The sequence below is a fragment of the Gordonia polyisoprenivorans genome, assembly GCF_017654315.1.
GTDB lineage: Bacteria > Actinomycetota > Actinomycetes > Mycobacteriales > Mycobacteriaceae > Gordonia > Gordonia polyisoprenivorans_A.
Window position 1 is genome coordinate 5,366,204 of the sequence record NZ_CP072203.1, and the last position, 15,011, is coordinate 5,381,214.

Below are 15,011 nucleotides of genomic sequence, written 5' to 3' on the forward strand. Positions count from 1 at the left end.
GGGTGACCGATGGACCCCTGATCGTGCAATCCGACAAGACGCTGCTGCTCGAGGTAGATCACCCCGACTCGGCGTCCGCCCGCGCAGCGATCGCCCCGTTTGCCGAGCTCGAGCGCGCACCCGAACACGTGCACACCTACCGGGTGACGCCGCTGGCTCTGTGGAACGCGCGCGCGGCCGGCCACGACGCCGAGCAGGTGGTCGACGCGCTGGTCACCTACTCGCGCTACGCGGTGCCACAACCGCTGCTGATGGACATCGTCGACACCATGGGCCGCTTCGGCCGCCTGCAGCTGGTCAAGAGTCCCGTCCACGGACTGACGCTGGTGAGCCTCGATCGTGCGGTGCTCGAGGAGATCCTGCGCAACAAGAAGGTCGCCCCGATGCTCGGCGCCCGCCTCGACGACGACACCGTCGTCGTGCACCCGTCCGAGCGCGGACGACTCAAGCAGATCCTGCTCAAGGTCGGCTGGCCGGCCGAGGACCTCGCGGGTTACGTCGACGGGGAGGCACATCCGATCGGCCTCGACCAGGGCGACTGGCATCTGCGCGACTACCAGGAGATGGCCGCCGACTCGTTCTGGGCGGGCGGCTCGGGCGTCGTGGTGCTGCCGTGCGGTGCGGGCAAGACGATGGTCGGCGCGGCCGCGATGGCCAAGGCCGGTGCCACCACCCTCATCCTGGTCACCAACACCGTCGCGGGACGTCAGTGGAAGCGGGAGCTGGTCGCCCGCACCACCCTGACCGAGGACGAGATCGGCGAGTATTCGGGTGAGCGCAAGGAGATCCGCCCGGTGACCATCGCCACCTATCAGGTCATGACGCGAAAGTCCAAGGGCGAGTACAAGAATCTCGATCTCTTCGACTCCCGCGACTGGGGTCTGATCATCTACGACGAGGTGCATCTGCTCCCGGCGCCGGTCTTCCGGATGACCGCCGACCTGCAGTCCCGCCGACGACTCGGCCTCACCGCCACCCTGGTCCGCGAGGACGGCCGCGAGGGCGACGTGTTCTCCCTCATCGGCCCCAAGCGCTACGACGCGCCGTGGAAGGACATCGAGGCCCAGGGCTGGATCGCGCCCGCCGAGTGCATCGAGGTGCGGGTGACCCTCACCGACGAGGAGCGACTGCAGTACGCCGTCGCCGAGAACGAGGCGAAGTACAAGCTCTGCTCGACCGCGCACACCAAGGTCAACGTCGTGCGGTCGATCCTGGCGCGCCACAGCGACTCTCAGACGCTGGTCATCGGCGCCTACATCGACCAACTCGAGGAGCTCGGCCGCGAACTCGATGCCCCGGTGATCCAGGGGTCGACCAAGAACAAGGAGCGCGAGTCCCTGTTCGACCGCTTCCGGTCCGGCGAATTGCAGACCCTCGTGGTGTCCAAGGTCGCCAACTTCTCGATCGATCTACCCGAGGCGTCGGTGGCCGTGCAGGTGTCGGGCACCTTCGGTTCCCGGCAGGAAGAGGCGCAGCGCCTCGGGCGCCTATTGCGACCGAAATCCGGTGGTGGACAAGCACATTTCTATTCGGTGGTCTCCCGCGACACCCTCGACGCCGACTACGCCGCCCACCGCCAGCGCTTCCTCGCCGAACAGGGCTACGCCTACCGGATCACCGACGCCGACGACCTCCTCGGCCCCACCATCGGTGAGGAATCTGCGGGCTGACGCCGCTACACCTGCGCCAGGCAGTAGCCCAGCGACTGGGGTTGCTCGAAGGTCCACCGCACCTCGCCGCTCGCGCAGGTCAGCGCGCTCGTGGCGCGGTTGGTGACGCGGAAGGCGACGGTGCCCGCGGCGGCGGCCGACCCGCACGCCAGCTCGTGATAGTCCGACAGCGAGCCGCCCGAACTCGGGATCTGATAGCACTCCTGCGGCACGAAATTCGGTGTGAGACAGAGCTTGTCGCCGGAATCGCCGAAGGTCAGACTGGCGTTGTGGTCGTTGGGACAGTCGGCGGAATCGGCGATGAAACCGGCCGCGTAGAACGTCATCGCCGGAGTGGCGCAGTCGACCTTCGACGTCGCCACATTGCCCTGTGCGTCACGATCCCGGCCGATCTGCACGCAGTTGCCCACGGTGATCTGACTCGCGCTGGTGACCGTGGTGGGCGCCTCGGTCACCGGCGGCCGGGTGTAGGGCGTCGTCGCCCCGGGCGCGGCACCGGTCGTCGACGCGCTGCCCGACGATCTCGCAGTCGTGTCGGAGGACGAACCGGAGATCAGGTTGGCCACCACCACCCCGGCGATGACCACCGCCACCAGGGCCACGAGCGAGACCAGGACGATCGTCACCGTTCCGCGCGAACGTCGCGCGGGCGGCATCGGATAGCCACCGGTGAAACCCGGGTGACTCGGCTGGCCGGGCTGACTCGGCTGGCCCGGGAATGCACCCGAGGGTGCGGACTGCGGAAAGTACTGCGGCGGCGGCACATACGGGGACACCGGCTGTTGGGACACCGGCTGTTGGGACACCGGCGGTTGGGGCACCGGCGGCGGGTAGACCGGTGGTGTCGACGGTGCCACAGGTGGTGTCGACACCGTCGGACGGGCGGTCCGGATGACCTCCGTCGGCCCGGGTACCGGGGTCCCGACCCGGGTGGGCGAGGCACGCAACGCACGACCGAGTTGTTCGGCGAGTTCACCGCACGAGCCGAACCGATCCCCCGGCGTCTTGGCCAGCGCTCGGTGCATGACCTCGTCGAGTGCCGCGGAGGTGCCCGGTCGTAACGACGACACCGCGGGTGGGGCGCTGCTCAGGTGCGCGGCGATCACGTTGGCCTGACTCGTTCCCTCGAACGGCGGCCTGCCGCACAGGAATTGGAACAGGGTGGCCGCCAGCGAATACTGATCGGCCTGTCCGTCGACCTCGGCACCCAGCAACTGTTCGGGTGCCACATAGGCCACCGTGCCGAGGAACATGTTGGCCGAGGTCAGGTTGCTGACGTCGCCGGTCGACTTGGCGATCCCGAAATCGGCGAGCAGCACACGCGGCGGTGTCGTGGCGGTGTCACCGGCACCGGCGGAATCGTTCTCGGCAATGAGGATGTTGGCGGGTTTGACGTCCCGGTGCAGCAGCCCGCGCGCATGTGCGGCGTCGAGAGCGGCCGCCACGGCGGTGGCGATCGCCGACACGAGCATCGGGTTGAGCCCGCGGGGGCTGCGCCGCAACAACTCCCCGCCGTCGACGCCGTCGATGTACTCCATGGCGAGCCACAGATGCCCCTCGTACTCGCCGGAGTTGTAGATGGTCACGATGTTCGGATGCACGATGCTCGACGCGAGTTCGGCCTCGCGCATGAATCGCTGCCGGAACATCGGGTCACGGCTGAGATCGGACGGCAGGATCTTGACCGCCTCGTTGCGCGGCAGGCTGGGGTGCCGGGCCAGGTAGACCTCGCCCATCCCGCCACGACCGATCAGTCTCGTGATCGTGTAGCCGGCGAACGAGTCACCCGGTTGGTAGACCACCCTCGACAGCCCTCCTCGGCACGACGGAAGCGGATACGCGCCCTCCACGCGGTTCACGCCGGGCGGTCAGCCCTGGTCACCTTACCGGTTGCGGCACGCCGACGACGTCCGTGTCGGGTGTTCGGTGGTCGTCCGATCGATGCCGGATCCACCGCGGACTCACACCTCGCGCAGGCAGTACCCGATGGACTTCGGAGCGCTGAACGACCAGGTCGTGTCCTCGTCGGCGCAGGTGATCGTCTCGTCCCCGCGCTGCACGGCCCGCGCGACGACGGTCCGGTCCTGCGCCGGTTCACCGCAGTCGACCTCGCGGTAGTCGGCGAGGTCACCGCCGATCGGGATCCGGTAGCACTTGCCGGTGGCAAAGTTCGGTGTCAGGCAGAGACTCTCGCGGTCGGCACCGAAGGTCAGGGTCGAGGTGTTGGCGGCGTCGCACTCGGCGCCGGCCACGACCTGACGGGCCACGTAGAAGGTGAGACCGTCGGAGTCCTCACATGATGCCGCCGACGCGGCGACCTTGCCGGGATCGTCGTCGGGGCCGAGCGCCAGACATTCGCCGACGCCGACGTCGTCGGGATCGTCGATCGCGTCGGAGCCGAGGCTGACGTCGCACGCGGCGACCAGCGCGAAGCCGAGACAGCCGGCGACGACGGCGGCACGCCAGGCCAGACGCCGGCCGGGCCGGGCGAGCGGTTCGATGACCGGTTGGTGATCGGATGCGGTGTTCATGGGGGATGTCCTCTCGGAGGTCGGCTGTTGGTGCCGCAAGCATCGACCGACCCGCTTGCACCCTCCTTGGCGTCGGCATGGAACGCGACGATCACCGAACAAGTCGGTCCGGAGCGGTCACCCGAGCCGATGTGACAGCCTGAGACCATGCCCACCGTCACCCGTCTGCGCCCGTTCACCGCCACGATCTTCGCCGAGATGTCGGCTCTGGCCGTCACCCACGACGCGGTGAATCTCGGGCAGGGTTTCCCCGACACCGACGGTCCGGCCTCGATGCTGGCTGCCGCCTGTGCGGCGATCAACGGCGGTGACAATCAGTACCCGCCGGGGATCGGCATACCGCGGCTGCGCCGTGCCGTCGCCGAACACCAGCGGGCCCACTACGGTCTCGACTACGACCCCGACACGGAGGTGCTGATCACCGTCGGTGCGACGGAGGCGATCGCTGGGGCGATCGTCGGGCTCACCGAGCCGGGTGCCGAGGCCATCATGGTGGAGCCCTACTACGACTCCTACGCCGCGACCGTCGCGATGGCCGGCGGGGTACGGCGGACCGTGCCGTTGCGGCCCGACGGCGACGGTTTTCGCCTCGATCGCGATGCGCTCGCCGCGGCGTTCACCCCGCGCACCGCGCTGGTCCTGGTCAACTCCCCGCACAATCCGACCGGCACCGTCCTGCACGACGACGACCTCGCCGAGATCGCGCGGCTGTGTCTCGAGCACGACGTCGTCGCGGTCACCGACGAGGTGTACGAGCATCTGGTGTTCGACGGCCGCACGCACACCCCGCTGGCGACGTTGCCCGGCATGCGCGAGCGGACCCTGCGGATCTCCAGTGCCGCCAAGACATTCAACTGCACCGGATGGAAGGTCGGGTGGCTGTCCGGTCCGGCCGAACTCGTCGCCGCGGCCCGCGCGGCCAAACAGTTCATGACCTACGTCGGGTCGGGCCCGTTCCAGCCCGCCGTCGCCCACGCGCTGGAATCGGAGATGGACTGGGTGGCCGGCAGCGCGCAGTCCCTGCAGGCCAAGCGAGACCTGTTGTCGGCGGCGCTGTCCGACGCCGGCTTCGGGGTGCACCGCAGCGAGGCAACCTATTTCGTGTGCGCCGACCCGCGCCCGCTCGGGGTCGCCGACGGCGAGGCGTTCTGCCGGACCCTGCCGGAGCGGATCGGGGTGGCGGCGGTACCGGTCAGCGTCTTCGCCGACGACAAGGACCCGTGGCGACACATGGTGCGCTTCGCCTTCTCCAAGCGCGATGAGGTGATCGCCGAGGCGGCGCAGCGTCTCCGGCGGCTGTGATCAGATACGCACCAACATCTTTCCGACGTTCTCCCCGCGCATCATGCCGAGGAAGGCATCCACCGCGTGGTCGATGCCGTCCACGACGGTCTCGTCATGGACGATCTTCCCGTCGGCCAGCCACGCCGCCATCTTCTCGTTGAACTCGCGTGCGAGGCCCATGTAGGAGGGCAGAGTGAAGCCGCGCAGGGTCAGTCCCCGGGTGATGATGTTGCTCATGTTGCGCGGTCCGGGCTGCGCCTGCGTCTCGTTGTAGGAGGAGATGGCACCGCACAAAGCTGCGCGTCCACCGTTGTTGAAGACATCGAGTGCGGCCTCGAGATGATCGCCGCCGACGTTGTCGAAGTACACGTCGATCCCGTCTGATGCCAGCTCCCGCAACTGCTTTCGCACCGGTGCCGCCTTGTAGTCGAGGGCGGCATCGAAGCCGTAGCGGGAGGTGAGCAGGTCCACCTTGGCCGGCCCGCCCGCCGAGCCGATGACCGAGGCGGCACCGAGTAGATGTGCGATCTGTCCGGCCACACTGCCGACCGCGCCGGCGGCTCCCGAGATGAAGACGATGTCACCGTCTTTCAGCCCCGCGACCGCGGTGAGTCCCACATAGGCTGTCATCCCGGTGAGGCCGAGAACGCCGAGGTACACCGATGTCGCTGTGCCGGCGGGCGGTTCGGGCACCGCGGTGAACTCGGCGGCCGACGCCTGGGCGACGTCACGCCAGCCGAGTTGATGCAGCACGAGGGTGCCGACGGGGAGATCGTCGGATGCCGATGCGACGACCCTGCCGACCGCTCCGCCGGTCATGGTCTCCCCCAGGGCGAATGGCGGGACGTAGCTGCGGGTGTCGATCATCCGCCCGCGCATGTACGGGTCGACGGAGACGAACTCGTTGGCGACGCGGACCTCCCCCGGAGCAAGGTCGGCAAGGTCCACGGCGACCGTGCGGAAGTCTTCGGGGGTGGGCCAGCCCACCGGCCGGTTCACGAGTTGGATCTGGGTGCTGGTCGAGGTGGTCATCGAATCTCCTTGAGGGTGTGGATGTCGGGGTGTGGATGTTGGGGGGCGTGGAGTCCGAACGAGGCTCACAGCGCGAGTGTCACGCCGAGCAGCACGAGGGCGATCAGGGGAAACGCGAGCTGGGTGAGGGCGGCGCGGGCCTTGTCGGGCGAGGAGACGAGCAGCACCAGTCCCGCGGCCAGCATCGAGCCGGCACCGGCGCCGATCAGTGCAGCGCCGACAGCATGGTCGGCGAACCAGCAGGCCACGCCGATGACGACGATGATCGCCAGGAAGAGGTTGTAGAACCCCTGGTTGAACGCCATCTCGCGGGTGGCCTGCGCCTCCTGCTCGCTGGTGCCGAAAGTCGCGCGGGTGCGCGGGCGGGTCCAGAGAAGGGATTCGAGCACGAAGATGTAGACGTGCAACGCCGCCGCCAGGGCTGCGACGACGATCATGGCGACGGCCATCGGATACTCCTCCAGAATTGTGCACTGCTCGTTCCAAAACTATACTAGAATGATCGTTGCACAATTTGTCAACCCTCGACCCCGGAGTTCACATGGGACGCGCCGCCGGATACGACCCCCAGCACCTGATCAGCCAGGCACGCGATCTGTTCTGGCAGCGTGGCTTCGACGCCGTCTCGGTCGCCGATGTCGAGCAGGCCACCGGTGTGGGCCGATCGAGCATCTACCACGCCCACGGCAACATGCGGGGCCTCTTCGATGCCGCCGTCGAGGACTACCTCGACACCGTGGTCCGTCCGCGCCTGCGGCCGCTCACCACCGACCCGGTGGCACCCGAGGCGATCCTGGACTTCCTCACCGGACTGAGCGCCGCGATCGGCACACTGGCGTCGAATCCCGATGCACCGCAAGGCTGTCTACTGCTGGTCAGCGCCGCGGCTCCGATCGGCTCGGATACCGCGGTGCACGAGGTGATCGCCGGTTATCACCGCGAGCTCACCGACGCGATCGGCCACGGGGTCGACGCCCTGCTCCCCCGGGCCGACGCGAGGGCGCGCCGGCGGCTGACCCGGCTCACCGTCGCCGCCGACATCGCCGCATTGTCGTTGAGCCGGATCGACCCCGACGCCGCGCGGGCGACCCTCGACGCCGCCGCCGAGGCCCTGCGAGCGCAGGCACGCAGCGAGCGCACAGCTCAGTAGTGCTGCGCACCACCGTCGATCGAGATGTGCTCGGCGGTGATGAACGCCGACTCGTCGGAGGCGAGGAAGGCGACCACGTTGGCGATCTCGTCGGCCTCGGCAACATACTGGTTGAGAAACACCATGCCCATCCCGGCGAGCCGTGGGTTGGCCTCGTTGGCCTGTTCGATGCGTTCGCGCATGCTGCCCGACCCCATCGGGGTGTTCACCGCACCGGGGTGCACGGAGTTCACGCGGATGTTGTGGGCGCCGAGCTCGGCGGCGAGACCACGGGTCATCCCGACCAGGGCATGCTTGCTGGTGGTGTAGTGGATCATGAAGGGCTGCACCTTCTTCTCCGCTTACGGGCTGGTGATGATCACCGATTCACCGCCACGCGCGTCAGCGCATCCGCGGTGGCCCGGACCGTGTTCCAGACCCCGATCACGTTGATGTCGATGGTGTCGCGGAAGCTCTCGGCGGTGATCTCGTCGTAGGTCTGGGGTATACAGATCCCGGCATTGGCACCACGATGTCGAGGCCGCCGAACCTCTCGACGCCGGCCGCGACCGCCGCGGTCAGCCCGTCGGCGTCACGCACATCGCATTGGGTGAGAACGGCTGTGCCGCCCTGTTCCCCGACGAGCCGCGCGGTCTCGGCGAGGTCGTCGGGGTTGCGCAATCGTAGGGCACGCCGGGCAGCGGTCCCGCGAGGTCCACGCCGATGATCTGGGCGCCCTCACGTGCCAAGCGCACGGCATGGGCGCGGCCCTGTCCACGCGCCACACCGGTGATGAAGGCGACCTTGCCCTCGAGTCGTGTCATCTCGTTCTCTCCTTCTCCCGGGCCGTCACATCGGCAGCCCTTGCTCCATCAGATCGATGGCCTCGAGTAGTGAGGCGAGCACGCGATCGTCGCGCGGATCGTCGACCTGCTCGGCGATGTGGAACATCACCCCGGCGGTCGCCGCGATGAAGACGTGCAGATGCGTGTCGTCCTGCGGCACACCGAGATAGTCGGCGAAGTACTCGCGGGCACGGATGATCGCGGCGTCGGACTCGATCTGATAGGCCATCCGCAGGGCCGGCTCGGACTGGATCAGGCGCATCCGCTCCACACTCGAGGCCCACGGATCGGCGGTCGCGATGCGGTACTGCGCGCGGACCATCGTGCGCAACAGATCGAAATGCCCGAGACCGGGTGGGATCTCGTTCATCGCCGCGGCACGCGCATCCTCGAGATCGTCGCCGATGACCACCTGCTCCTTGGACGCGAAGTACCGGAAGAAGGTGGTGTGGGAGACCTCCGCCTCGCGTGCGATCTGCTCGACGGTGGTCTGCGCGTAGCCATGTCGGGCGAAGCGCCGCATCGCGGCCTCCCGGATGGCCGACCGGGTGCGCACCTTGTTCTGTTCGCGCAGCCCGGCCGGACGATGCGACACACCCGTCATCGAGCTTTCTTCATTGTCGGATGCACCGTCAGCTCGGCGCCGACGCGACGACGGCTTCCTTCTCGCCCGACAGTCCGCGGTCGCGGACCGCGCCGCCCTCGATGTCGAAATCGAAGACGAGCTTGTCGAGCCAGCGCGGCAGCCCCCACGCCCGATCACCCAGCATCGCGATCACCGCGGGCACCACCGTCATGCGAATGATGAAGGCGTCGAAGAAGACCGCGATGGCCAGGGCGAATCCGAGCATCTTGGACGTGGTGTCGGGCGCGAGCATGAACGAGGCGAAGACGCTGATCATGATGACCGCGGCCGAACTCACCACACGCGCTCCGTGCCGGTAGCCGGCGATGATGGCGTCCTTGGCATTCATGCCGTGGATGTATTCCTCGCGCATTCGGGTCACCAGGAACACTTGATAATCCATCGCGAGGCCGAAGACCACGCCGATCAGGAAGATCGGCAGGAACGACAGGGTGGGCCGGGTGTCGGTGATGATGCCGAGGTAGCCCTCCTGGAAGATCGCCACGGTCACACCGAAGGTCGCGAGCACCGAGAAGATGAAGCCGATCGTCCCGACCAGCGGCACCCAGATGGAACGGAAGACGCCGATCATGATGAGGAAGGCGAGTCCGACCACGACCACCAGATACGGGATGAGTGCCTTGTCGAGCTTCGCCGACAGGTCCGACATGATCGCAGTCTGACCGCCGACGTGCATCTCGACGCCGCCCTTGGTGATGGTCGGACCCCAGTCGCGGATCTTCTCCATCAGGTCGTGGGTGGCCTGTGCCGACGGCGCGCTCTCCGGGGTCACCATGATCAGTGCGGTCGAGGCGCCGGCATTCGGGTTCGCTCCGGTGCCGTTGCCGGTCCAGATCAGCGTCGCCGGGTTGGCGACGTCGGACAAGGTCTTGATGTGTGCGACGGCCTGCTCGGCGGCCGGTGCGACGTTGCCGTCGGCGTCGTGCACGATCACCAACAACTGGCCGTTGACGCCCTCGCCGAATCCCTTCTGCAGCAACGCCGATGCGCGTGCCTCGTCGGAGTTCGACAGGTCCATGCCGAGTTGCAACTTGCCGACCGGGATCGCGGCCAGGACGAGGATCGCCAGGCCGACGATGATGAACGGCAGCGGCCGTTTGACCACCGTCCGACCGAAGCGAACGCCGTTGGAGTCGGCGGTCTCGGACTCCTCGGCGTGGCGGATGCCGGGGATACGCGGGGTGAAGACGAACCGGCCGACCGCCCCGAGCAATGCCGGGATCAGGGTGAGCGCCGCGATCACCGCGATGACCACGGCCACTGCTGCGCCCGCGCCCATCTGGGTGATGAGCGGGATGCCCACGACGGTCAGCGCCACCACCGCGATGACCACCGTCAGGCCCGCGAAGACCACCGCGGTTCCGGCGGTGCCGACCGCGCGACCGGCGGCGTCGGCGCGACTACCGCCGCGTTTCACCTCGCTGCGATAGCGCGACACGATGAACAGTGCGTAGTCGATCGACACCGCGATACCGAGCATCGTGACGATGCCCGTCGCGGTCTGGTTCACCGTCATGAACTTGGCGCTCAGCGTCACCAGCATCATCGTCAGCGCGACGCCGACGATGCCGGTGACCAGCGGGATGAAGGCCGCGATCAACGCACCGAACGCGACGATCATCACCACGAACGCCACTGCGAAACCGATCAACTCGGCCTTGCCGCCCTGTTCCATGACCTGGACGAGCGACCCCGTGGCCTCGACCTGCAGTCCGTCGCCGCGATGTTTGGCGAGAACGTCGAGGAGTTGCTGTTTCTGATCGACGGACAGGTCCTGGACGTTCGTGGTGACCCCGACGCTGATCAGACCGACGTGGCCGTTGTCGCCGAGGACCTTCGCGGCCACCGCCGGTTGCGCCTTGGCGGCGACGAGCGGGCTGACGACGGTCTTGGCGTCGGCGACGTCGGGCAGCTTCTGCAGGTCGGCGGCCAGCGCGTTGAGCTGGTCGGCGTGCGCCTCGAGTCCGTTGTCGGCGTACACCACCACCGTCGCCGAACCCCGGGACTGCTGCTCCATGACCTTCGGGAAGTACTGCTGCAACTGGCTGGTCGCGGTACCCGAGTCGGTGCCGGGCAGATCGAAATCCTGCGCGAACTTGGGTTTGAGCGCGCCGACCAGGCCGGCCACGACGACGAGGGCGAGCAGCCAGGTCGCGATCACCCACCATTTGTGCCGGAACGAGAACCGGCCGAGCCGGAAGAGCAGTGAGGCCATGGCAATCCCCTGGACGTCGATGCGGACGGGTCGTCGATACAGCGGCGCGTCACCCAAAAGTGTGAGTGACTAACACTTGATACTGTGTACTCCGCTTTTTCGCGACGCGCCACCAGCTTATGGCGTGTTCCAGGACACCAGAACATGCGTTCGATACGCGCTAGGGTGGGCTCATGAACGTCGGCATGCAGGGTTCGCTCTTCGACCTCACGGGGACCGCCGGAACCGCGCCGAGCCTCGGCGCGCTGGGAACCTCGGTGACCCGCCGCGAACTGTCCGACGGCGCCTGGGTCGACCTGCGTCCGGGTTGGATCACCGATTCCCCCACCCTCTTCGACGCCCTGCACGATGGCGCGGCCTGGCGCGCCGAACGACGGCGCATGTATGACCGCGTCGTCGACGTCCCGCGCCTGGTCGCCACCTACCAGGCACGTCATCGCCTGCCCGATCCCCTTCTGGCGCAGGCACGTTCGGAGTTGAGCGCGCACTATCGCGAGGAATTGCCCGAGGGTTTCGCGACGGCGGGCCTGTGCCTGTATCGCGACGGTTCCGATTCCGTGGCCTGGCACGGCGACCGGTTCGGTCGCGGCGCCACCCACGACACCATGGTGGCGATCCTGTCACTCGGGGCGCCGCGGCCACTGGCGTTGCGCCCCAGGGGTGGTGGACCGTCGCTGCGATTCGTCCTGGGCTCGGGCGATCTGCTCGTGATGGGTGGCAGTTGTCAGCGCACCTGGGAGCACGCCGTGCCGAAATGTCCCGGCGTCGGCGCCCGCATCAGCGTGCAATTCCGTCCGCCGGGCGTGTGGTGAGGCTCGCCGGCCCTAGATCGGGTAGGCGACGCCGGTGAGCTTCTCCGACTCCGCCCACAGTCCGTCACGGATCGCTCGGTCGTTGGCGCGGCCACTGAAGGCCGACACCCCGGGCGCCCCACGCATGCCGAAGAAGTGGCTCGGCCCGTAGAACGTGCCGTTGACGACGTCCGACGCGGTCGCGGCGTACAGCGTGGGCAGCGCGCCGACGGCGGCCGACTGCGCGAACAGGTTGCCGATCTTCATCGCCGTGTCCATGAGCGACTCGGTGTGGCCCTGCAGTTCGGTGGCCGCGTAGCCGGGGTGGGCGATCAGCGAGAGCCGGCCGTCGCCGTCCGCGGCGTCGAAACGGTCGGCGAGATCCATCCCGAACATCAGGTTGGCCATCTTGGAGTCGCCGTAGGCCCGCCACCGGCGGTAGCGGCGGTTGTGCCACCCGAGGTCGGCGAGATCGATACGGCCGAGTTGGTGCAACCCCGACGACAACGTCACCACGCGGTCACCGATCTTGGGCAGCAGCAGTCCGGTGAGTGCGAAGTGGCCCAAATGGTTGGTGCCCATCTGCATCTCGAAGCCGTCGGCGGTGCGCCGCAGCGGCAGCGCCATCACGCCGGCGTTGTTGATGAGGACGTCGACGCTGGTGATCCCGTTGGCGAACGCCCGGACCGATGCGAGGTCGGCGAGGTCGAGTGCGGCCACCCGCGCCCGGTCGCCGAGGCCTCGGGCTACGTCGTCGGCCTTGGCGGTGTTGCGGCAGGCCATGATGACCTCCGCGCCGGCACCGACCAGCGCCTCGGTGGTCTCGGCACCGAGTCCGGAGTTGGCCCCGGTCACGATGAAGGTCCGGCCCGTTTGATCCGGGATGTCGTGCGTCGACCAACCACTCATGGAATGCCCCTTTGTCGCTGCGGTGTGCTCCCTCTCACCCTGCCACGACATCGCCCCGAGGCGGAGACGAGCGGACCGAGAGGCGGAGACGAGCGGTGTGTCACCGCGCGCGTTTGCCGCTACCGCAGGCGCATCAGTCCGGCCGACCCCAGCCATTTCACCGGGCGCAGCAGTCCGGAGATCACGTCACCCACCGTGGGGGTGCTGTCGGGAACGAGATCGGTCGGGCCGTAGATCTCGGTGGCCTCGGTGCGACCGCGCACGACCCGCTTGCCCAGCATCGTCCAGTGCTCCGACTCGTCGTCGGCGGCGCCGGCGATGGCCGCCCCGCTCCCGAGCACCGGCACCCGAGCGGTCTTGGCCATCTCCGACAGGCGTGCACATTCGTTGACCGGGTCGCCGATCACCGTGTATTCGTATCGTCGTTCGGCGCCGATGTTCCCGGCGAAGGCGGTGCCGAACGAGACCCCGATCCCCCAGTGGACGTCGAGAGCCTCGCTCAGGCCGCGCGCGAGGTCCCGGGCCGCGGCCAAGGCCGCACCGGCGGGATCGTCGATCGCCACCGGCGCCCCGAACACCGCGAGCGCGGCATCGCCCTCGAATTTGTTCACGAATCCCCGGTGGTCGTCGACGACCTGCGCCACGATCTCGAAGAATTCGTTGAGCAGCGCCGCGGTGTCCTGCGGGCGGCGTTCCTGCGCGATGGTGGTGGAGCCGACGATGTCGACGAGCAGCACCCCGACCTCGGCATTGGTGCCGTGCAGACCCATCCCCCGCTCGATTGCGAGTTCGGCGACGGTGTCACCGACGTGGCGGGCGAACAGCTCCCGCATGCGTTCGCGCTCGTCGAGGCCGGTGACCATCTCGTTGAATCCCTGCTGCAGCACCCCGAGTTCGGAGGAGTCGTACACGTCGACGTGGGCGTCGAGGTCGCCGGCATGCACCTTCTCCACCGCGTCGCGCAGTTCGGTGAGCGGATCGATCAGGGACTGGCCGACGAGGACGATGATACGGGCACCGGCAGCGAGTCCGACGAGCGCGAGAACCACACTCGCCCAGTCGATGTCGGCGGCCACCGGCGGAAGCATGTGCAGTCTGCGCCCGACGTTGAGGATGATCAGACCGACCATCGGCACAGCCGAACTGACCGCCCACACCGCGAACATCCGGCCCCGCACTCCGTGCACGACGCGCGAGGTCGGGTCGGAGGCGAGCGCCACCATCATCAGTGGCCGCGAGGCGCGTTCGGCGAACAGATACGTCAGACACGCGCTCGACATGCCGGCCAGCGCGAACGCCACCGCCACGCCGAACACCGTTTCGACGGTGAGGGTTTCGGCGGACATGGCGATGTAGCTGAGCACCGACGCCGCCCACGCGATCGACGTGCTGAGCACCTGGAATGCCGGAATTCGTTGCACCGCAACACGACGCGCGTGATCAGCGGGGTCGCCGGAGATGAACCAGCGGAATTGCGGGCGCAGCGTGAGAACCCCGAGGACCAGATTGACGACGATGCACACCACGATGGCGGTGACGATGCCGGGAAAGTTGGGCGCGCGCAGGGTCTCGTCGACCGTCAGCAGTCCCCCGTTGTACGACAGTTGCACCAGGAGGAAGGTCTCGAAACCGATGAGCGCGTTGCTGCCGACGATGGCGGTCGAGGAAATGGCGAGGGCGCGTGTCGCCAACCGGCGACGCCCGGCGGTACCGAGTTGTGCCCATTCGGTCGCCCCCGGCTCACCGACCGCGCCCCACACGAGGAGGGCGTAACGCCGCCGCGCCCGGCTCCATCGGGTCGCGGTGCTTCGGCGTGGGTGCCGGCCGTGCGCCGATGACGCTCCCACCCCGGAACTCGGTGATGAGGTCATGGGCCTTCCCTGCAGTTGATGTCACCTCAGAGATTACCCAATGGCGTGGATCACATCCGCGTGGTCGGCGTCATCGGCCGGGCTTGCG

General features: G+C 68.0%; 12 protein-coding genes and 1 pseudogene. 4 read left to right on the forward strand and 9 right to left on the reverse strand.

What is annotated here, in order from left to right; translation table 11 throughout:
- Window positions 1–2: 2 nt before the first annotated feature.
- Window positions 3–1,670 (forward strand): DNA repair helicase XPB, encoded by a 1,668-nt coding sequence (locus J6U32_RS24035; RefSeq protein ID WP_338836525.1) that lies wholly within the window; start codon window positions 3–5, stop codon window positions 1,668–1,670.
- Window positions 1,671–1,675: 5 nt separating this feature from the next.
- Here J6U32_RS24035 and J6U32_RS24040 read toward each other — a convergent pair whose 3' ends face one another.
- Complete coding sequence (locus tag J6U32_RS24040) at window positions 1,676–3,472, reverse strand: serine/threonine-protein kinase (protein ID WP_208792467.1); 1,797 nt, start codon at window positions 3,470–3,472, stop codon at window positions 1,676–1,678.
- A 159-nt stretch (window positions 3,473–3,631) separates the two neighbouring features.
- Window positions 3,632–4,201 (reverse strand): pyridine nucleotide-disulfide oxidoreductase, encoded by a 570-nt coding sequence (locus J6U32_RS24045; RefSeq protein ID WP_208792468.1) that lies wholly within the window; start codon window positions 4,199–4,201, stop codon window positions 3,632–3,634.
- A gap of 147 nt (window positions 4,202–4,348) precedes the next feature.
- On the opposite strand from J6U32_RS24045, the gene J6U32_RS24050 reads away from it, so the two are divergent.
- Window positions 4,349–5,503 (forward strand): pyridoxal phosphate-dependent aminotransferase, encoded by a 1,155-nt coding sequence (locus J6U32_RS24050; RefSeq protein WP_208792469.1) that lies wholly within the window; start codon window positions 4,349–4,351, stop codon window positions 5,501–5,503.
- On the opposite strand, the gene J6U32_RS24055 is transcribed toward J6U32_RS24050, so the two are convergent.
- Window positions 5,504–6,517, reverse strand: coding sequence for an NADP-dependent oxidoreductase (locus J6U32_RS24055; RefSeq protein ID WP_208792470.1), 1,014 nt, complete (start codon window positions 6,515–6,517; stop codon window positions 5,504–5,506).
- Between the two features lie 65 nt (window positions 6,518–6,582).
- A complete protein-coding gene (locus J6U32_RS24060; RefSeq protein WP_208792471.1) occupies window positions 6,583–6,966 on the reverse strand; it encodes a DUF1304 domain-containing protein in 384 nt (127 codons plus the stop codon).
- A gap of 92 nt (window positions 6,967–7,058) precedes the next feature.
- Here J6U32_RS24060 and J6U32_RS24065 point away from each other — a divergent pair, with 92 nt between their 5' ends.
- Entirely contained in the window at window positions 7,059–7,667 is a 609-nt protein-coding gene (locus J6U32_RS24065; protein WP_208792472.1) for a TetR/AcrR family transcriptional regulator, read from the forward strand.
- Here the strand turns inward: J6U32_RS24065 and J6U32_RS24070 are convergent.
- The 3 genes and pseudogenes from J6U32_RS24070 to J6U32_RS24080 form a co-directional block, all read right to left on the reverse strand.
- A pseudogene (locus J6U32_RS24070) lies at window positions 7,661–8,470 on the reverse strand (mycofactocin-coupled SDR family oxidoreductase). The gene J6U32_RS24065 and the pseudogene J6U32_RS24070 sit on opposite strands and share 7 nt — an antisense overlap.
- Before the next feature lie 25 nt (window positions 8,471–8,495).
- Window positions 8,496–9,095 carry a TetR family transcriptional regulator gene (locus tag J6U32_RS24075; protein WP_208792473.1) on the reverse strand — a complete coding sequence of 200 codons (600 nt, stop codon included), beginning with the start codon at window positions 9,093–9,095 and terminating at the stop codon, window positions 8,496–8,498.
- A 28-nt stretch (window positions 9,096–9,123) separates the two neighbouring features.
- Window positions 9,124–11,352, reverse strand: a complete 2,229-nt coding sequence (locus tag J6U32_RS24080) for an MMPL family transporter (protein ID WP_208792474.1) — start codon at window positions 11,350–11,352, stop codon at window positions 9,124–9,126.
- A gap of 173 nt (window positions 11,353–11,525) precedes the next feature.
- On the opposite strand from J6U32_RS24080, the gene J6U32_RS24085 reads away from it, so the two are divergent.
- Window positions 11,526–12,164 carry an alpha-ketoglutarate-dependent dioxygenase AlkB gene (locus tag J6U32_RS24085; protein WP_208792475.1) on the forward strand — a complete coding sequence of 213 codons (639 nt, stop codon included), beginning with the start codon at window positions 11,526–11,528 and terminating at the stop codon, window positions 12,162–12,164.
- 12 nt (window positions 12,165–12,176) lie between these two features.
- Here J6U32_RS24085 and J6U32_RS24090 read toward each other — a convergent pair whose 3' ends face one another.
- Window positions 12,177–13,052, reverse strand: coding sequence for an oxidoreductase (locus tag J6U32_RS24090; RefSeq protein WP_208792476.1), 876 nt, complete (start codon window positions 13,050–13,052; stop codon window positions 12,177–12,179).
- A gap of 119 nt (window positions 13,053–13,171) precedes the next feature.
- Entirely contained in the window at window positions 13,172–14,812 is a 1,641-nt protein-coding gene (locus J6U32_RS24095) for an adenylate/guanylate cyclase domain-containing protein (RefSeq protein WP_208796308.1), read from the reverse strand.
- Between the last annotated feature and the right edge of the window lie 199 nt (window positions 14,813–15,011).